This is a genomic window from Pseudomonas moorei, assembly GCF_008801475.1.
GTDB classification, from domain to species: domain Bacteria; phylum Pseudomonadota; class Gammaproteobacteria; order Pseudomonadales; family Pseudomonadaceae; genus Aquipseudomonas; species Aquipseudomonas moorei.
Map to the genome: position 1 here is coordinate 79,542 of NZ_VZPP01000005.1, position 17,750 is coordinate 97,291.

General features: G+C 59.8%; 17 protein-coding genes. 7 read left to right on the plus strand and 10 right to left on the minus strand.

Annotated features, from left to right (window positions below):
- Window positions 1-78 precede the first annotated feature (78 nt).
- The 3 genes from gshA to F7R06_RS10615 all read right to left on the minus strand — a co-directional run bounded on the left by gshA (window position 79) and on the right by F7R06_RS10615 (window position 4,577).
- The gene (gshA, locus tag F7R06_RS10605; protein WP_090327856.1) at window positions 79-1,662 is read right to left on the minus strand and encodes a glutamate--cysteine ligase; all 1,584 of its coding nucleotides are present in this window, start codon (window positions 1,660-1,662) and stop codon (window positions 79-81) included.
- Window positions 1,663-1,869: 207 nt separating this feature from the next.
- Window positions 1,870-2,253 (minus strand): PaaI family thioesterase, encoded by a 384-nt coding sequence (locus F7R06_RS10610; RefSeq protein ID WP_090327859.1) that lies wholly within the window; start codon window positions 2,251-2,253, stop codon window positions 1,870-1,872.
- Window positions 2,253-4,577, minus strand: coding sequence for a Tex family protein (locus tag F7R06_RS10615; protein ID WP_090327862.1), 2,325 nt, complete (start codon window positions 4,575-4,577; stop codon window positions 2,253-2,255). Before F7R06_RS10615 ends, F7R06_RS10610 begins: the two co-directional genes overlap by 1 nt.
- A gap of 361 nt (window positions 4,578-4,938) precedes the next feature.
- On the opposite strand from F7R06_RS10615, the gene ompR reads away from it, so the two are divergent.
- Together ompR and F7R06_RS10625 are read left to right on the plus strand one after the other, a co-directional pair.
- Entirely contained in the window at window positions 4,939-5,679 is a 741-nt protein-coding gene (gene ompR / locus F7R06_RS10620) for an osmolarity response regulator transcription factor OmpR (protein WP_020795794.1), read from the plus strand.
- A 115-nt stretch (window positions 5,680-5,794) separates the two neighbouring features.
- Window positions 5,795-7,108 carry an ATP-binding protein gene (locus F7R06_RS10625; protein ID WP_090327864.1) on the plus strand — a complete coding sequence of 438 codons (1,314 nt, stop codon included), beginning with the start codon at window positions 5,795-5,797 and terminating at the stop codon, window positions 7,106-7,108.
- Between the two features lie 122 nt (window positions 7,109-7,230).
- Here F7R06_RS10625 and rimK read toward each other — a convergent pair whose 3' ends face one another.
- Together rimK and rimB are read right to left on the minus strand one after the other, a co-directional pair.
- Window positions 7,231-8,136, minus strand: a complete 906-nt coding sequence (rimK, locus tag F7R06_RS10630; RefSeq protein WP_090327866.1) for a 30S ribosomal protein S6--L-glutamate ligase — start codon at window positions 8,134-8,136, stop codon at window positions 7,231-7,233.
- A complete protein-coding gene (rimB, locus tag F7R06_RS10635; protein ID WP_047536237.1) occupies window positions 8,133-8,612 on the minus strand; it encodes a retropepsin-like aspartic endopeptidase RimB in 480 nt (159 codons plus the stop codon). Before rimB ends, rimK begins: the two co-directional genes overlap by 4 nt.
- Window positions 8,613-8,827: 215 nt before the next feature.
- Here rimB and F7R06_RS10640 point away from each other — a divergent pair, with 215 nt between their 5' ends.
- The 3 genes from F7R06_RS10640 to F7R06_RS10655 all read left to right on the plus strand — a co-directional run bounded on the left by F7R06_RS10640 (window position 8,828) and on the right by F7R06_RS10655 (window position 12,072).
- Window positions 8,828-9,232: an RNA-binding S4 domain-containing protein gene (locus F7R06_RS10640; protein WP_090327868.1), complete on the plus strand. Its 405-nt coding sequence runs from the start codon at window positions 8,828-8,830 to the stop codon at window positions 9,230-9,232.
- Window positions 9,233-9,448: 216 nt separating this feature from the next.
- The gene (hslO, locus tag F7R06_RS10645) at window positions 9,449-10,351 is read left to right on the plus strand and encodes an Hsp33 family molecular chaperone HslO (protein WP_090327871.1); all 903 of its coding nucleotides are present in this window, start codon (window positions 9,449-9,451) and stop codon (window positions 10,349-10,351) included.
- Window positions 10,352-10,530: 179 nt separating this feature from the next.
- Window positions 10,531-12,072, plus strand: coding sequence for a phosphoenolpyruvate carboxykinase (locus F7R06_RS10655; protein WP_090327873.1), 1,542 nt, complete (start codon window positions 10,531-10,533; stop codon window positions 12,070-12,072).
- Window positions 12,073-12,201: 129 nt separating this feature from the next.
- Here the strand turns inward: F7R06_RS10655 and F7R06_RS10660 are convergent, their stop codons facing one another.
- From F7R06_RS10660 to F7R06_RS10675, 4 genes are all read right to left on the minus strand, one after another.
- Entirely contained in the window at window positions 12,202-12,567 is a 366-nt protein-coding gene (locus F7R06_RS10660) for a DUF1493 family protein (protein ID WP_090327876.1), read from the minus strand.
- 7 nt (window positions 12,568-12,574) lie between these two features.
- Entirely contained in the window at window positions 12,575-12,862 is a 288-nt protein-coding gene (locus F7R06_RS10665) for a helix-turn-helix domain-containing protein (protein ID WP_090327879.1), read from the minus strand.
- 152 nt (window positions 12,863-13,014) lie between these two features.
- Window positions 13,015-13,314 (minus strand): hypothetical protein, encoded by a 300-nt coding sequence (locus tag F7R06_RS10670; RefSeq protein ID WP_090327881.1) that lies wholly within the window; start codon window positions 13,312-13,314, stop codon window positions 13,015-13,017.
- A gap of 329 nt (window positions 13,315-13,643) precedes the next feature.
- Window positions 13,644-14,003, minus strand: a complete 360-nt coding sequence (locus tag F7R06_RS10675) for a hypothetical protein (RefSeq protein WP_090327884.1) — start codon at window positions 14,001-14,003, stop codon at window positions 13,644-13,646.
- Window positions 14,004-14,548: 545 nt separating this feature from the next.
- On the opposite strand from F7R06_RS10675, the gene F7R06_RS10680 reads away from it, so the two are divergent.
- The gene (locus F7R06_RS10680; protein ID WP_090327887.1) at window positions 14,549-16,507 is read left to right on the plus strand and encodes a RecQ family ATP-dependent DNA helicase; all 1,959 of its coding nucleotides are present in this window, start codon (window positions 14,549-14,551) and stop codon (window positions 16,505-16,507) included.
- A gap of 48 nt (window positions 16,508-16,555) precedes the next feature.
- Window positions 16,556-16,975, plus strand: coding sequence for an acyl-CoA thioesterase (locus F7R06_RS10685; RefSeq protein ID WP_090327889.1), 420 nt, complete (start codon window positions 16,556-16,558; stop codon window positions 16,973-16,975).
- Window positions 16,976-17,045: 70 nt separating this feature from the next.
- Here F7R06_RS10685 and F7R06_RS10690 read toward each other — a convergent pair whose 3' ends face one another.
- Complete coding sequence (locus tag F7R06_RS10690) at window positions 17,046-17,537, minus strand: glycine zipper domain-containing protein (protein ID WP_090327892.1); 492 nt, start codon at window positions 17,535-17,537, stop codon at window positions 17,046-17,048.
- Between the last annotated feature and the right edge of the window lie 213 nt (window positions 17,538-17,750).

Here is a 17,750-nt window from a genome sequence, read left to right on the forward strand (position 1 = left end):
TGTCAGTCGACGATCATGTTGACTGATACGGCGCCTTCGCGGGCAAGCCCGCTCCCACAAGGAGGCTACGGCTGCAGGTTAGTTGCTGATCGCCAGAATGCTCGCCTGATACGACCCGACAAACACGTCGAAATCGCCGACTTCGTTCTGTTCCAGCTCCGCCTGTTGAGCCAGCGACGAGCGCGCCAGTTCTTCAAACCGGGCCTGTTCCTCAGCCGGCAATGGCTGGCTGCGGAAAAACTCGGCGTGGGCGCGGCTCTGGCGCAGGGAGAACTGGGCAAAGCTTTCCTTGTGCTCGGCCATGGCCGCCAGGACTTGGGCCGATGGCGTCAGGGATGGGTCCTTGACCTTGGCCAGTTGCGCATCCAGCGCCTTGCTGTGGGCATCGCCGCCGTGGCTCTGATCCAGCATCGCCGCCAGGGGCGCGATGTTTTCCAGCAATTGTGCGGCCCACTCTTTCAGGTCAACGGGGTGACCATCGCGTTGCAGTTGCAGGCCCGGACGGCGACCTTCCTTGACCACGCTGAGGAAGTTCGAGGTCGCATTGCCGCAGCTGGTGTTGGTCAGCAACGGGCTGTCGTTCAGGGCGCAGTACAGCAGGAAGGCGTCGAGGAAGCGCGATTCGGTGAGATCGATGCCCGTCGGCAGGAACGGGTTGATGTCCAGGCAGCGAACTTCAACGTACTGGATGCCACGGGCCATCAGCGCCTGGATCGGCCGCTCGCCGGTGTAGGTCACGCGTTTGGGGCGAATGTTGGAGTAGTACTCGTTTTCGATCTGCAGGATGTTGGTGTTGAGTTGAACCCACTCACCGTCCTTGTGGGTGCCGACTTCGACGTACGGCGCATAGGGCGTGGCCACCGCTTTGCGCAGGCTGTCGATGTAGCTGCCCAGATCGTTGTAGCACGGCGTCAGGCCGGCCTGTGCGTTGCTCTGGTAACCCAGGTCACTCATGCGCAGGCTGGTGGCGTACGGCAGGTACAAGGTGTCCGGATCCAGCTGTTCCAACTGATGCGAACGGCCGCGCAGGAAGCCGGCGTCCAGTGCCGGCGATGCGCCGAACAGGTACATCAGCAGCCAGCTGTAGCGGCGGAAGTTGCGGATCAGGGCGATGTAGGCCGACGACTGATAGTCGCGGTCGGTGCCGACGAAGCCTTCGGCCTGCTTGAGCAGAGGCCAGAGTTTCTCCGGCAGGGAGAAGTTGTAGTGAATCCCGGCGATGCACTGCATGGTCTTGCCGTAACGCAGGGCCAGTCCCTTGCGGTAGACGTACTTGAGCTGACCGATGTTGGACGTGCCGTAATAGGCGATCGGGATATCTTCCTCGGCCGGCAGCGGGCACGGCATCGATGGACTCCACAGGTACTCGTTGCCGAGCTTGCTGTAGGCAAAGCGATGAATCTTGTCCAGGCTCGCCAGCGTGTCCGCCGGATCGGGCAGGGCCGGGGTGATGAACTCCAGCAGCGATTCGGAATAGTCGGTGGTGATCTGTTCGTTGGTCAGCGCGGAACCCAATGCTTCCGGGTGCGGCGTTTGCGCCAGCCGACCTTCATCGGTCACGCGCAGGCATTCACGTTCGATGCCGTGAAGGCACTGTTCGAGCAGAGAGAGGTTAGCGCGCTCGCCGAGCAGAGCCAGGCGGCGGTTGAGAAGTTCGCTCAAGTTGGATTCCTTCACGCGTCAGTCGCCCCAATATGGGGGTGGGCAAGACGGTCTACAAGGGTGAAGTTAAAACTGGCGTTTTCGCCTGGTTTTTGGAGCCGCTCAGGCCATATGCCGGTCAGTCAATAACCGCACAATCCCTGTGGGAGCAAGCTCGCTCCCACAGGTTTGATTGCGTTGAAATTAACTCAAATCGATGACGTCTAGCTACAGGACAGCGAACGTGCCTTGTGCTTTTGCGACGAGTTTGTCGCCTTGCATCACGTCAGCTTCGACCACCAGCGTGCGCCGGCCCGGGTGGATCACCCGGGCGGTGCACATCACTTCACCGTCAGCGACGGCGCGGATGTAGTTGATCTTGCATTCGATGGTCGCGCTCTGCTGATCAAAGCCGTGGGTGCTGGAGCAGGCCAGCCCCATGGCAATGTCCACCAGACTGAACAAGGCCCCGCCGTGCAGCTTGCCGCCGCGATTGCGCAGCTCGGGTTCCAGCGCCAGGGCGACTTGCGCCACCCCGGTTTCCAGGCTGTGCAGACGACAGCCCAGATGCTTGAAAAACGCGCTTTCGGTCAGCCCGGCCGGGATCTCCATCAGCGTTTCTTCAACTGCTTGGCATTGGCGAACAGCGAAGCCATGGCGTTGTTGGCCGGAGCCGCCGCCGTGGTTTCCTTGCGCGGCGCGGTGTTCTGGGATTGGCGCGGAGCCGATCCTGGACGCGCACCGCGAGCACCGTCGATTTTCTCGCCGGGAGTGTCGCTCATGCGCATCGACAGGCCCACGCGTTTACGCGGGATGTCGACTTCCATGACCTTCACTTTCACCACATCGCCGGCCTTCACCGCTTCCCGTGGATCCTTGATGAACTTCTCCGATAGTGCAGAGATATGCACCAAACCGTCCTGATGCACGCCAATGTCGACGAACGCGCCGAAGTTGGTCACGTTGGTCACCACGCCTTCGAGGATCATGCCCGGTTGCAAGTCCTTGAGGTCTTCGACGCCTTCCTGGAACTCGGCGGTCTTGAACTCGGGACGCGGGTCGCGACCGGGCTTTTCCAGCTCCTGGAGAATGTCGGTCACGGTCGGTAGACCGAAGGTTTCATCGGTGTATTTCTTCGGATCGAGGCGCTTGAGGAACGCGGCATCGCCAATCAGCGAGCGGATGTCACGGTCGGTTTCAGCCGCGATTCGCTGAACCAGCGGATAGGCTTCCGGGTGCACGGCGGACGAATCCAGCGGATTCTCGCCATTCATGACGCGCAGGAAGCCGGCGGCCTGTTCGAAGGTTTTCTCGCCAAGGCGCGCGACTTTCTTCAGCGCGGCGCGGGTTTTGAACGCACCGTGCTCGTCGCGATGGCTGACGATGTTCTGCGCCAGGGTTGCATTGAGGCCGGAGATGCGCGCCAGCAGCGCCACGGAAGCGGTGTTCACGTCCACGCCTACGGCGTTCACGCAGTCTTCGACCACCGCATCCAGGCCGCGCGCCAGTTTCAGCTGCGACACGTCGTGCTGGTACTGGCCGACACCGATGGATTTCGGATCGATCTTCACCAGCTCGGCCAGCGGGTCTTGCAGGCGGCGAGCAATCGACACGGCACCACGGATCGACACGTCGAGGTCCGGAAACTCCTTGGATGCCAGTTCCGAGGCCGAGTAAACCGACGCGCCGGCTTCGGAGACCATGACTTTGGTCATCTTCATGGCTGGATATTTTTTGATCAGCTCAGCGGCCAGCTTGTCGGTTTCACGGCTGGCGGTGCCGTTGCCGATGGCGATCAGATCGACCGAATGCTTGGCGCACAGGGCGGCGAGCACGGCGATGGTCTGGTCCCATTTGTTGTGCGGCACGTGCGGATAAACCGTGGCGTGATCCAGCAGCTTGCCGGTGGAATCAACCACGGCGACCTTGCAACCGGTGCGCAGGCCCGGGTCGAGGCCCAGGGTGGCACGCGGGCCGGCCGGGGCGGACAGCAGCAGGTCGTGCAGGTTGTGGGCGAACACGTTGATCGCCTCGGTTTCCGCGCTATCGCGCAGTTCACCCAGCAGGTCGGTTTCCAGGTGGGTGTAGAGCTTGACCTTCCAGGTCCAGCGCACCACTTCGCCCAGCCATTTGTCGGCGGCGCGGTTCTGGTTCTGGATGCCGACGTGCTGGCCGATCATGCCTTCGCACGGGTGCATGGTGCCGGGCAGTTCATCACCGACTTTCAGCGCGGAGCTGAGAATGCCTTCGTTGCGGCCACGGAAAATCGCCAGTGCGCGGTGCGACGGCATGCTTTTCAACGGTTCGTCGTGTTCGAAGTAGTCGCGGAACTTGGCGCCTTCCTCTTCCTTGCCGGCGATCACGCGGGCACTGAGGGTGGCTTCCTGTTTGAGGTAATTGCGCAGCTTGTCCAGCAGGCCGGCGTCTTCGGCGAAGCGCTCCATGAGGATGTACTTGGCGCCTTCGAGAGCAGCCTTCACGTCGGCCACGCCTTTTTCGGCATCGACGAAGCGCGCGGCTTCGACATCCGGCGTCAGTGTCGGGTCGTTGAACAGGCCGTCGGCCAGGTCGCCGAGGCCGGCTTCGAGGGCAATCTGGCCCTTGGTGCGGCGCTTCTGCTTGTACGGCAGGTACAAGTCTTCGAGGCGGGTCTTGGTGTCGGCGAGCTTGATGTCACGCTCGAGTTGCGGGGTCAGCTTGCCTTGCTCCTGGATGCTGGCAAGGATGCTGATGCGCCGTTCGTCGAGTTCTCGCAGGTAGCGCAGACGTTCTTCCAGATGACGCAACTGGGTGTCATCGAGGCTGCCGGTCACTTCTTTCCGGTAACGGGCGATGAAGGGAACCGTAGAGCCTTCATCGAGTAGCGCGACGGCCGCTTCGACCTGTTGTGGGCGTACGCCGAGTTCCTCGGCGATGCGGCTGTTGATGCTGTCCATAAAACCACCTGACAAATTGTGAAAGCAGGCTCGCAGGCGCAGAAATAGGGGCTTGGCGAGTCTGGTTGAGCGGCCTGGCCTGCGCCGCTACCTGAGTCAACAGGCACACCGTTGACCCGTGAAATCGAACAAATACTGCCAACGCTACGAAAATAAATAGCGTGTGTCTGTAGTACCTGTCTGATGTTGCCTGACACAAAAGGCCGCGCATTATAACCAGCGTTCTGCCGTTAGGGGGCATCGCGGGATACGGGTGTAACGGCCGGTTTTCTGGCGGTAAAGGAAAAATCTGCTAACAATGCACACGGTGCGTATAACGGCAGCTACGCCATAATGCGCGCCGAGATCAAAGGAGCATCCAATGAGCAGCACTGCAAACATTGCTGAAGGCGAGAAAATTCTTATTGTTGACGACGATCCGGGCCTCAGCAGCCTGTTGGAGCGTTTTTTCGTCAGCAAGGGCTACCGCGCCCGTGCCGTCCCGAATACCGAGCAAATGGATCGCCTGCTGGCGCGCGAAGTGTTCAATCTGGTCGTTCTCGACCTGATGCTGCCCGGCGAAGACGGCCTGACCGCCTGCCGTCGCCTGCGTGGCGCGAACAACCAGATTCCAATCATCATGCTGACCGCCAAGGGCGATGAGCTGAGCCGCATCAAGGGCCTGGAGCTGGGCGCTGACGATTACCTGGCCAAGCCGTTCAACCCGGACGAGCTGATGGCGCGCGTCAAGGCTGTGTTGCGTCGTCAATCGGCCCCGGTGCCGGGCGCACCGGGCAGCGAAGACGAAAGCGTGACTTTCGGCGACTACGAACTGTCCCTGGCCACCCGCGAGCTCAAACGCGGTGAAGAAGTGCACATGCTCACCACCGGTGAGTTTGCGGTACTCAAGGCGCTGGTGATGAATGCCCGTCAGCCATTGACCCGTGACAAGCTGATGAACCTGGCCCGTGGTCGCGAGTGGGATGCCCTGGAGCGCTCCATTGACGTGCAGATTTCCCGTCTGCGTCGGATGATCGAGCCTGATCCGTCCAAGCCGCGTTACATCCAGACGGTTTGGGGTGTGGGTTACGTGTTCGTTCCGGATGGCGCCGCCACCAAGTGATCGGCGCTTTGTAGGAGCGGGTCGTGCGGGCCAGGGGTCATATGATCATGCCCGCAGACTCGCGATCCGCAATGTGCGAGCATTCCTCGCTCCTGCAAGTGTGTAGCGGTTATCCATGAAAACCCCGGTTTGGTTCCCCCAGAGCTTTTTCTCCCGCACCCTTTGGCTGGTGCTCATCGTTGTCCTGTTCTCCAAGGCACTGACCCTTGTTTATCTGTTGATGAACGAGGACGTGCTGGTGGACCGTCAGTACAGCCACGGTGTCGCCCTGACGTTGCGCGCGTACTGGGCGGCCGATGAAAAAAACCGCGACAAGATCGCCGATGCCGTACCCCTGATACGGGTGGTAGGTGCCGGCGTGCCGGAAGGTGAACAACACTGGCCCTACAGCGAGATCTACCAGCGGCAGATGCAGGCCGAACTGGGGGCGGACACCGAGGTGCGATTGCGCATGCATGCGCCGCCGGCGTTGTGGGTCCGGGCGCCAAGCCTGGGTGAAGGCTGGCTGAAAGTACCGCTGTACCCGCATCCGCTACGCGGCCAGAAAATCTGGAACGTCCTGGGCTGGTTCCTCGCCATTGGCCTGCTGTCCACCGCAGCGGCGTGGATTTTTGTCAGCCAGCTCAATCAACCTCTGAAGCGTCTGGTCTATGCCGCACGTCAACTTGGCCAGGGTCGCAGCGTGCGTTTGCCGATCAGCGATACGCCGAGCGAAATGACCGAGGTTTACCGCGCTTTCAACCAGATGGCCGAAGATGTCGAGCAGGCCGGTCGCGAGCGCGAACTGATGCTGGCCGGGGTGTCTCATGACCTGCGTACGCCGTTGACCCGATTGCGCTTGTCCCTGGAGTTGATGGGCGACCGCAGCGACCTGACCGACGACATGGTTCGCGACATCGAGGACATGGATGCGATTCTCGACCAGTTCCTGGCGTTCATCCGCGACGGCCGCGACGAGTCGGTGGAGGAGGTGGACCTGAGCGATCTGGTCCGCGAAGTCGCCGCGCCGTACAACCAGACCGAAGAGAAAGTGCGCTTGCGTCTGGAGCCCATCCAGCCATTCCCGTTGCGGCGGGTGTCGATGAAGCGACTGCTGAACAACCTGATTGGCAACGCGCTGCACCACGCCGGAAGTGGTGTGGAAGTGGCGGCCTATGTGTCTGGGGACACCGCCGCCCCTTATGTGGTGCTGAGCGTCATGGATCGTGGTGCCGGTATCGACCCCGCGGAACTGGAAGCGATCTTCAACCCGTTCACCCGTGGCGACCGTGCACGGGGCGGAAAGGGAACCGGTTTGGGGTTGGCAATCGTGAAGCGGATTGCTTCGATGCATGGCGGCAATGTTGAACTGCGTAACCGTTCCGGCGGAGGGCTGGAAGCGCGGGTGCGCTTGCCGCTGGGGTTGATGCTGCCGCGGGATGCGGTTTAAGCGCTGACTTCTTCGGTGGGGTTGATGGCCCCACCGCGAGCAGGCACCCACATTGGAATGTAATCCCCTGTAGGCGAGCCTGTTCGCGAAGGCGGCCTTCCAGCCGCCACAAGCCTCCAGGATCAGCCCTTCCCTTTGGTCCGCGTCATGTTCGGCCCGCCATTCTTTTCCAGATGCTCGATGATGATCCCCGCCACGTTCTTGCCGGTGGTGGTCTCGATACCCTCCAGGCCCGGCGACGAATTCACCTCCATCACCAGCGGTCCGTGATTGGAGCGCAGGATATCCACACCCGCCACCGCCAGTCCCATGACCTTCGCTGCCCGCAACGCCGTCATGCGTTCTTCCGGCGTGATCTTGATCAGGCTGGCACTGCCACCGCGATGCAGGTTGGAACGAAACTCTCCAGGCCTGGCCTGGCGCTTCATGGCCGCAATCACCTTGTCACCCACCACGAAGCAGCGAATGTCGGCGCCGCCGGCCTCCTTGATGTACTCCTGAACCATGATGTTTTGCTTGAGGCCCATGAACGCCTCGATCACCGACTCTGCCGCCGTAGCGGTTTCGCACAGCACCACACCGATGCCCTGGGTGCCTTCGAGCACCTTGATCACCAGTGGTGCGCCGTTGACCATCGCAATCAGGTCGGGAATGTCGTCCGGCGAGTGGGCAAACCCGGTTACCGGCAAACCGATGCCCCGGCGTGACAGCAATTGCAATGAGCGCAGTTTGTCCCGCGAGCGGGCGATGGCCACCGATTCGTTAAGCGGAAAAACCCCCATCATTTCGAACTGGCGCAATACCGCACAACCATAGAACGTGACCGATGCACCAATGCGCGGGATCACCGCATCGAAACCTTCGAGCGGCTTGCCGCGGTAGTGGATCTGAGGTTTGTGGCTGGCGATGTTCATGTAGGCGCGCAGGGTGTCGACCACCACCATTTCATGGCCGCGTTCAGTACCGGCTTCGACCAGGCGGCGGGTGGAATACAGACGCGGGTTCCGCGACAGCACAGCGATCTTCATGCAACACCTGTGGAGGAGGTAGATACCGGGAACACCGGCTTGTCTTGTACATATTTAATGCCCGGATTGACCACCAACTGGCCATCGATCAGGGCTTTGGAACCGAGTAACAGGCGATATCGCATGGATTTGCGGCAAGCGAGTGTGAACTGGACTCGCCAGACCCGATCACCCAGGGCCAGGGTGGTGCTGATCACGTATCGCACCTGCGCGTGACCGTTAGAGCTTTTAATGGTTTTCATCGTCACCAACGGTGCTTCGCAGCGGCGATGACGCAATTGCACCACCGTGCCCAGGTGCGCGGTGAAGCGCACCCACTGCTCACCGTCGCGCTCGAATGTCTCGATGTCGGTGGCATGCAGGCTGGAGGTGCTGGCGCCGGTGTCGATTTTTGCCCGAAGGCCTGCCACTCCCAAATCCGGGAGCGCCACCCACTCGCGCAGACCGACGACGGTCAAATGGTCAAATGTCTTCAAAGGTGCTCAACCGGTAGTAACCGCTCGGCCGCACGCGGCCGGATTCGCGGTATTCACGCAGAATAATGATTAAAAGGCGACAGATATCTACGGCCCGGATTTCCAGCCCGTCAGGGAGGTTCTGGAATGCCTGCATTGTAATCCGAGACGAGGTAATTCTTGGTACGACAGAAACGGTAGTACAGTTCACCAATATTTCAGAATGAGGAAATCCCATGGCACAAAAAAACGAAGAGGACGACAAAGTCCGCCTCGATAAATGGTTGTGGGCCGCGCGTTTTTACAAAACCCGAGCCCTGGCCAAGGCAGCGATTGAAAGCGGCAAGGTGCATTGCCGGGGTGAGCGTTGCAAACCGGGCAAGGAACCGCGCATTGGCGATGAGTTTGTGATTCGCACCGGTTTCGAGGAGCGCACGGTGGTGGTCCAGGCACTGTCGATTGTTCGCCGTGGCGCGCCGGAAGCACAGACGCTGTACGCCGAAACCGAAGCCAGTATTGCCAAGCGCGAAAATGCCGCGGCCCAGCGCAAGGCTGGCGCCCTGGGTGTGAGTACTGACGGCAAGCCAAGCAAGAAACAGCGGCGGGATCTGTTCAAGTTTCGTGGGAGCAGCAACGAATGATTGACCGAACCCACCGATCAACTGAGTCAGGCCAAGACTTGTAATTGCGCCTGCGCGTAGCCATATGAGGTAATTGGCCTGACTAGCCTGTGCCATTCGTCGTAAAACGCACACCGCCATCGGCCTCTAACCCAAAACCAGGCAGCAATACGCTATAGCCAAGGCGTAACCTCGAATTCTGTCACTACTTTTGTCACCACTTCAGATACCAGACTTATGACCGACTTACCGGATAACGACTTCACCCAACGCTTCATCTTCGATGACAGCGACACCCGTGGCGAGATGGTTTCGCTGGAGCTCAGCTACGCTGAAGTCCTGGCCAAACACGCCTATCCGGAGCCGGTCGCGCAACTGCTCGGCGAGTTGATGGCTGCTGCGGCGTTGCTGGTCGGAACATTGAAGTTCGACGGTTTGCTGATCCTTCAAGCCCGTTCCGAAGGCCCGATCCCGCTGTTGATGATCGAATGTTCCAGTGAGCGCGACATTCGTGGCCTGGCGCGATACGAGGCGGACCGGATCGCCGCCGACGCAACCCTGGCCGACTTGATGCCCGATGGCTCGCTGACCCTGACCATTGACCCGAACCAGGGCCAACGCTATCAGGGCGTCGTCGATCTGGATGGCGAAACGTTGTCCGACTGCTTCACCAACTACTTCGTCATGTCGCAGCAGATTGGCACTCGCATCAAGCTCTGCGCCGATGGCCGTCGCGCCCGTGGCCTGTTGCTGCAACAACTGCCCGCCGACCGTTTGAAGGACGAAGAAGAACGCGCTGCCAGCTGGCAGCACCTCACCGCGCTGGCCACCACCCTGACCTCCGATGAATTGCTGAGCCTGGACAACGAAACCGTGCTGCATCGCCTCTATCATGAAGAGCAGGTGCGTATGTTCGACGTGCAGAAACTGCGTTTCCGTTGCAGTTGTTCGCGAGAGCGTTCGGCCAATGCCCTGGTCAGTCTGGGTATGGAAGACGCGCAGAACCTGGTGATTGAGCACGGTGGAAAAATCGAGATCGACTGCCAGTTCTGCAACCATCAGTACTTGTTTGACGCCGCCGATGTCACTCAATTGTTCGCTGGTGCGGGTGTCGAGACGCCGTCAGATACCCGTCACTAAAACGGTTCAGCGCAGGTAAATTCACTGGTTTGTGCCGGAATAACGCCGTTACGACGGGAGGGCCCTACTATTTTTGGGCTTTTCTGGCATAATCCGGCCCACTTTTTTCGCGGTAGTAGTGCACGACTTTCTACTACAAAACGTTTGGAGCACTCGGCCACTGGCCGACGGGGAACCTCATGACGCAAGCCAATAACGCCGTGTACACCGATCTGAGTGTTGATGATCTGGTCAAAGAAGCCCTCAACCGCGGTGAAGGCGAGCTTGCCGATACCGGCGCACTGGTTGTTCGCACCGGTCACCGTACCGGCCGTTCGCCAGTCGATCGTTTCATTGTTGATGAGCCGACCACCACGGGCGCCATCGCCTGGGGCCCGATCAACCGCAAGTTCCCGGCCGACAAGTTCGATGCCCTGTGGAACCGCGTTGAGGCGTTCAACAACGCGCAAGAGCATTTCGTTTCCCACGTGCATGTAGGTGCGGCTTCCGAGCACTACCTGGCCGTGAAGATGACCACCCAGACTGCCTGGCAGAACCTGTTCGGTCGCTGCCTGTTCATCAACCCGGCCCAGTACAACCCGGCTGGTCGTGATGAGTGGCAAGTGCTCAACGTCGCCAACTTCGAATGCGTTCCAGAGCGTGACGGCACCAACTCCGATGGTTGCGTGATCATCAACTTCGCTCAGAAGAAAGTGCTGATCGCTGGCATGCGCTACGCCGGTGAAATGAAGAAAGCCATGTTCTCGGTGCAGAACTTCCTGCTGCCGGCCGCCGACGTGCTGCCAATGCACTGCGCCGCCAACATCGGCGAAGAGGGCGACGTGACCCTGTTCTTCGGTCTGTCGGGCACCGGTAAAACCACCCTGTCCGCCGACGAAAGCCGTTACCTGATCGGTGACGACGAGCACGGTTGGGGCGAGGGCGTGGTGTTCAACATCGAAGGCGGTTGCTATGCCAAGTGCATCGACCTGTCCGAGAAGAACGAGCCGGTTATCTGGAAAGCCATCAAGCACGGCGCCGTCCTGGAAAACGTCGTGATCGATGACGCCAAGCACGCCGACTACACCGATGTCAGCCTGACCCAGAACAGCCGCGCTGCCTACCCGCTGGAGCACGTTGCCAAGCGTTCCGAGAAGAACCTCGGTGGCGAGCCGAACGCTGTGATCTTCCTGACCTGCGACCTGACCGGCGTGCTGCCGCCAGTGTCGATCCTCAACGAAGAGCAAGCGGCCTACCACTTCCTGTCCGGCTACACCGCTCTGGTGGGTTCGACTGAAATGGGTTCGGGCAGCGGCATCAAGTCGACCTTCTCCACCTGCTTCGGCGCACCGTTCTTCCCGCGTCCGGCTGGCGAATACGCAGAGCTGCTGATCAAGCGTATCCGCGGCTTCGGCTCCAAGGTCTACCTGGTCAACACCGGCTGGACTGGCGGCGGCTACGGCGTCGGCAAGCGCTTCAACATCCCGACCACCCGTGCGGTGATCGCAGCGATCCAGAGTGGCGCGCTGATCGGTACCGAGACCGAGCACCTGGACACCATCAACCTCGACGTGCCACTGGCCGTACCGGGCGTTGAGACTGGCCTGCTGAACCCACGCAACACCTGGGCTGACAAAGCCGCCTACGACGAAGCCGCCAAAGCGCTGGCCGGCCTGTTCATCGAGAACTTCAAGAAGTTCGACGTGAGCGACGCGATCAAGGCTGCCGGTCCTCAGTTGTAAGCGTTGGTTTGATGCAATGAAAAAACCGCCCTTCGGGGCGGTTTTTTTGTGGGCCTGATTCAGTTCGGCAGAAAACATAACTGCCATTATTCCAGCCGAATCGGCGCTAAACGACCAGAATAATGGCACTTATGCGTTTAGCTCCATGCCCTCCAATTCTGATGTATCCCACCGCTGGGCCTTGATCGCTCTGTAGAGCATTCCGATAGTCAGTGGGACTTTGTCGCCACGTCCCTTTGCCCTGCGCTTGAGGAAGACATCAAACCCTTCCGGCTGAAAGTAGCGATAGGCGTCGTAGTCGATGAAGTCGATGGCGAATTGTTCTTCCAGGCTTTCGATCAAGTGCTGGGCATCCGCGCCGTTGCAACCCAGATCGAAGTTGATCGAGGTGTCGAGGCAGATGGTTTTGCGTTCGGGCAGGCCAATTTCTTCGTGTAGCAGCTGGATGAGCTGGTGGAGGGTGGGATCGTCGGGGAGATCGGAGGCGAGGTTCATGATTGTCTCAGGTGGCTAATGCGTTCAACACATGAACGGTATCATTATGAATCGATTTGAGCAGGGCTTTAGCCGGCCCTGTTGGCTCGCGGCGGCCCTGCTCACAGTTGCGCAAAGTGCCGAGCTGGACGTCGATCAACGCTGCGAACTTGGCCTGAGTCAGGCCGGTAGCCTTACGAATTTCTTTGACCTGTAATGCGTCGACCCGGAATTCGCGGGAAGGCCGACGTTCGCCCCGAACGATCTCGTCCATCTGTTGCACGCTTTCCATCAGCTCATCAAAAAACTTGCTCATGGTTATCTCCAGTGTTCGATGACAGCTTTCAATGCTTTGCGCTTATCCGCAGTCAGAATATCGATCAGACTGAATGGACTTTCATCTATGCAGTTGTGCCAGGTGTTTGATCGTTCTCACGTAGAAAGTGGGAACGATCTGTTCACTCGACTTCAGGCTGGCGCTTTCCAGTTGAGCATGCGTTGCTGGGCGACCTTGAGCAGGTCGCAGCCGTCCTGGGTCAGCAGGTACAGCGCGTGGGTGATGTGGGGGATGTCTTCGACATCGCCGTCGTGGAAGTTTTGGCAGTGCAGGGTTCGGAGCAGGTCGCTGGAGGCTCGGATGCGCTGGAGGGCGGCTTCGAGGATGTCCTGGGGATTGGCTTCGGTGTCGATGATCAGGGGTGGGGTGTTGGTGAGGTTGGTGTGGAGCGGGAGGTAGCGTTCGTTGGTGAATGGATTCCATTTTTTCATTTTATGTATTCTCAAATGCATCGGATGAACCGCTGTCATCGTGACCAAGCGATGGAGGCGGACTGTGTTCGGGTTGGTCAACCGGAAGAACACATAAGACCGGCACGCCCGAAGGCGTCCCAAACACAGCCACCATAAAGCTTGCAGACACTTGAGGTGCCGGCAGCATACAACGGACGTGTTTATGTGTTCCATCGGGTGACCAAGCCCGAGTCGCTGATTTGGCAGCGACAGTCCGGACTATAGGTTTGCGTCCCCCGCCGGCGACAGCCGACAAGTTGTCTTCTGTAGGACCGTTCCGAAGCTTGCATAGGGCGTTGCTGACGCACTTACCCACAGTGCACTGCGTGATCGTTCATCGCTGGCAAGCCAGCTCCCACAGGGGGACATGGTGGGGCTTGGCCTGTGAGTTTCGGCAGACGTTGCCGGGCGATGTCGAGCAGGGCATTGCCGTCCTGGGTCAGCAGGTACAGTGCGCCAACGATATTGGGGATGTCGCTGGCGTTGGCCTCTTTGAAGCACAGGCAGTACAGGGTTTCCAACAGGTCACTGGCGGCGCGGATGCGCTGCTGGGCGGCGTCGAGGATCTCGACGGGATCGGCTTCGGTGTCGATCACCAGCACCGGGGTTTCGCTGCAGCGGGTGTTGAGCGGGCGATAGCGGTCGTTGAGTGATTCGGGGTTGATCATCAAGGTGAGTCCTGTGCGAAAACGGCAGGTGTGCCCGGCAGGCCGATTCACTGATTTCAGCCGCGTCGGAAACTATAGAAGGGCGTGAGCCGGTGCCACAAGACGGCTGAGATGGACAGGTTTTGTAGGGTTTTTACTGACGTTTGAGGAAGAAGCCTACGAGTGGGTGGCGGTTTTTTAACCTGAAACTGGCAGTGGTAAAAATACCTACGGCTTTATCAGTCAACGCGTCGAAAAGCTCGGTAAAGGGCGCTTCAGAAACGGTAGGGTGTTTCGAGTTTTGTAGTGAATGGGCCGGCCTCTTCGCGGGCAAGCCCGCTCCCACAGGCTTTGCATCATCCTCAAGTTCGTGAACGACGGGGGATCCTTGTGTGCGAGCTTACTCGCGATGGCGCCCTGACAGTCGCGACATTCCATAAGCCTTGCGATGCTGCCGAACCATCCGCTGTATCATCCCGTATCTTTTTCCGCCCCGACCTTTTCTCGACCCGCTGCAATCGCCGGCTAGGCTTTGCTCTTCGCAGCGGTCAACGGAGTGACAGCTTATGCACAACACCCTGGAACAGGTTTTCGGTTATCCACAGTTTCGGCCCGGCCAGGAGGCGGCGGTCAGCGCGGTGCTGGCGGGGCGCTCGGCGGCGGCGATTTTCCCCACGGGCTCCGGCAAGTCCCTGTGTTATCAGCTTCCGGCGGTCTTGTTGCCGCACCTGACGCTGGTGGTCTCGCCGTTGCTGGCATTGATGCAGGATCAACTGGCGTTCCTGCAGCGCCACGGCATAGCCGCGGGCAGTATCGATTCGGCCCAGAGCCGCGATGACGCTAGCGATGTCATGGCCCGGGCCAAGTCCGGTGAATTGAAGATTTTGATGATCTCGGTGGAGCGCCTGAAAAACGAGCGCTTTCGCAACTTCTTGCAGCAAGTGCCGATCTCGCTGCTGGTGGTGGACGAGGCGCATTGCATCTCGGAGTGGGGCCACAACTTCCGCCCCGACTACCTCAAGCTTCCCGACTATCAGCGCCAGTTCAACATCCCTCAGGTATTGCTGCTGACGGCGACTGCGACGCCCAAAGTGATCGTCGACATGCAGGGCAAATTCGCCATCGCCCCCGAGGATGTGGTGACCACCGGTTTCTATCGGTCGAACCTCAATCTGTTGGTGGAACCGGTGCGCGGGCAGGACAAGCGCCAACGTCTTGTCGAGTGGATGAGCCAGCGTCCCGACCAGCCGGGCATCGTCTACGTCACTCTGCAGAAAACCGCCGAACAGATCGCCGAGCACCTGGGCCGCCACGGCATTCCGGCCGAGGCCTATCACGCCGGGTTGCCCCATGAGCAACGCGAAGCGATCCAGAAGCGTTTCATGGGCGGGCAGTCCAATTGCATCGTCGCCACCATCGCGTTCGGCATGGGCATCGACAAGAGCGACATCCGCAACGTGGTGCATTTCGACCTGCCCAAATCCATCGAAAACTACAGCCAGGAAATCGGCCGTGCCGGGCGTGACGGACAGCCCTCCGACTGCCTGGTCCTGGCCAACCGCGACAGCCTCAACGTGCTGGAAAACTTTGTCTATGGCGACACCCCGGAGCTGGACGGCATTCGCTGCGTACTCGACGAAATGCAGGCCGCCGCGCCCGAGGGGCAATGGGAGTTTTTGCTGGGGCCTTTGGCGGATCAGAGCAACATTCGTCAACTGCCGCTCAAGACCTTGCTGGTGCAGCTGGAACTGCGGGGCCTGATCGCCCCGCGTTACGCCTACTACGCCGAATACCGTTTCAAGTATTTGCTGGAGCCCGATGCGTTGCTGGCACGTTTCGAGGGCGAGCGCAGGGCGTTCGTCGCGGCGATCATCCAGACCTCCAGCCGCGCGCGGACCTGGGCTACGGTGAATTTCGAGGCGTTGTATCAGCAGCACCAGGCCGAGCGCAGCCGGGTGGTCAAGGCGCTGGATTACTTTCAGGAGAAGGGTTGGGTCGAACTGGAAAGCAAGCTGATGACCGAGGTCTATAGCCTGCTGCAAACCGGCTTCGATAGCGTCGCGTTGAGTGAAGAACTGCATGGGTATTTCACCCGGCATGAACAAACCGAGATCGCGCGGATTCACGCCATGCTGGATCTGTTCGCTACCGAGCAATGCCTGGGTTATCGCCTGGCCGAGTATTTCGGCGACGCCAATGCCCCAACGCAATGCGGACATTGCTCGGTGTGTCACGGGCAGGTGGCGCGATTGCCGGAGCCACCGCCATTGCCGGCGCTTGTGGATAAAAACTTTGAGCGCTTGTGCGGGGATTTTATCCACAGGCACGAACAGTACACAGGCGGTGTGCCATCAGCCGAGCGGGTGACACGGTTTCTCTGCGGGATCAGCGTGCCGCTGTTCACCAAACTCAAGGCGCGGGCGATCTCGGGGTTTGCAGTGCTTGAGGATTATCCGTACGCCGAGGTACGTGGGTGGGCTGAACAGCATCTGGCAAGCGCGGTGTCCCCTGACGATGCTTCGTAACATGGTTTTCGACGTAGACTGGCAGCCCGACTTCAGGAACCCACGCTGATGCCTCAACGCTCCGATTACCCACATTTTCAACCCATCACCACGCGCTGGCACGACAACGATGCCTATGGTCACGTGAATAACGTGACCTACTACAGCTTCTTCGATACGGCGGTGAACACCTACCTGATCGAGGTTGGGGGGCTGGATATCCACGGTGGCGAGGTGGTGGGATTCGTAGTGAGTTCGGCCTGTGATTACTTCGCTTCCATCGCCTTCCCGGAACGGATCGAAATCGGCTTGCGGGTGGGCAAGTTGGGCAACAGTTCGGTGCAGTATGAGCTGGCAGTGTTCAAGGCCGGGGAAGACGAAGCCTGTGCGGCGGGGCGCTTCGTGCATGTGTTTGTGGATCGTGCGTCAAATCAGCCGGTGGCGATTCCTGCCCGGTTGCGTGCAGCGCTGGAGCGCCTGGTGGTTTAGACGGACAAAAAAAATCGCAGCCCTTGGGCTGCGATTTTTTGAAGTACCGGCTGACGAGGCGATCGAGGCCTCAGTCGCGGTCGTGATAGTACCTGTGGTGTTTGCGATGCCCATAGGCATGGCCGCGCCCTGGGTGCCCGTGACGGTAGTAACCACGATCATCATGGCCACGATAGGAGCGACGATCGTCGTCATCGTCGTTACTCAGGTTACCCATGTGGTTACCCAGCGCGCCACCCAGGCCGCCGCCTGCCGCGGAGCCGATCAGGCTGCCGGAGGTGCCGCCCATGCTGCGGCCGACCACGTTACCGCCTGCTGCGCCCAGCGCACCACCAATGGCTGCTTCGCCACGGCTGTGTTTGTTTGCGCCGACTGCGCTACCACCCGCGCCGCCCAGGGCCGCGCCAATGGTGGAACCTGTATTGCCGCCTAACGACTGACCGACGACTGAGCCCAGAACCCCGCCCAATGCGCCGCCCACACCTGCTTCGGTGGTGCCGCCAGCGGAGGCGAAGCCACTGACCAGGCCAAGGGACAACAAGAGAATCGAGGAGAACTTCATAAAGGAACCTCAAGGGGATGACGGCGCGATCCTGAGGCTGTGTCAGGAGTGTGACAATCGAAATCCGACGAGTAACACGACTTGCGCACATTTCGATAAGTTACTGTTTTTGGGGCGGAACTTAACGGTTTTAGGCCGGTCTGTAGCTACTTGGCAAAGGCCGTTTTTGAGAAAAAACGGCCTTTTTTGTGGGCGATGGGAAAGTGATTGCCC

Excerpts from the sequence above, each read along its gene's own strand:
- F7R06_RS10610 (WP_090327859.1), bottom strand. The coding sequence starts at position 2,253 with ATGGAGATCCCGGCCGGGCTGACCGAAAGCGCGTTTTTCAAGCATCTG.
- F7R06_RS10615 (WP_090327862.1), bottom strand. The coding sequence starts at position 4,577 with ATGGACAGCATCAACAGCCGCATCGCCGAGGAACTCGGCGTACGCCCA.
- ompR (WP_020795794.1), top strand. The coding sequence starts at position 4,939 with ATGAGCAGCACTGCAAACATTGCTGAAGGCGAGAAAATTCTTATTGTT.
- F7R06_RS10625 (WP_090327864.1), top strand. The coding sequence starts at position 5,795 with ATGAAAACCCCGGTTTGGTTCCCCCAGAGCTTTTTCTCCCGCACCCTT.
- rimK (WP_090327866.1), bottom strand. The coding sequence starts at position 8,136 with ATGAAGATCGCTGTGCTGTCGCGGAACCCGCGTCTGTATTCCACCCGC.
- F7R06_RS10640 (WP_090327868.1), top strand. The coding sequence starts at position 8,828 with ATGGCACAAAAAAACGAAGAGGACGACAAAGTCCGCCTCGATAAATGG.
- hslO (WP_090327871.1), top strand. The coding sequence starts at position 9,449 with ATGACCGACTTACCGGATAACGACTTCACCCAACGCTTCATCTTCGAT.
- F7R06_RS10655 (WP_090327873.1), top strand. The coding sequence starts at position 10,531 with ATGACGCAAGCCAATAACGCCGTGTACACCGATCTGAGTGTTGATGAT.
- F7R06_RS10660 (WP_090327876.1), bottom strand. The coding sequence starts at position 12,567 with ATGAACCTCGCCTCCGATCTCCCCGACGATCCCACCCTCCACCAGCTC.
- F7R06_RS10665 (WP_090327879.1), bottom strand. The coding sequence starts at position 12,862 with ATGAGCAAGTTTTTTGATGAGCTGATGGAAAGCGTGCAACAGATGGAC.
- F7R06_RS10670 (WP_090327881.1), bottom strand. The coding sequence starts at position 13,314 with ATGAAAAAATGGAATCCATTCACCAACGAACGCTACCTCCCGCTCCAC.
- F7R06_RS10675 (WP_090327884.1), bottom strand. The coding sequence starts at position 14,003 with ATGATCAACCCCGAATCACTCAACGACCGCTATCGCCCGCTCAACACC.
- F7R06_RS10680 (WP_090327887.1), top strand. The coding sequence starts at position 14,549 with ATGCACAACACCCTGGAACAGGTTTTCGGTTATCCACAGTTTCGGCCC.
- F7R06_RS10685 (WP_090327889.1), top strand. The coding sequence starts at position 16,556 with ATGCCTCAACGCTCCGATTACCCACATTTTCAACCCATCACCACGCGC.
- F7R06_RS10690 (WP_090327892.1), bottom strand. The coding sequence starts at position 17,537 with ATGAAGTTCTCCTCGATTCTCTTGTTGTCCCTTGGCCTGGTCAGTGGC.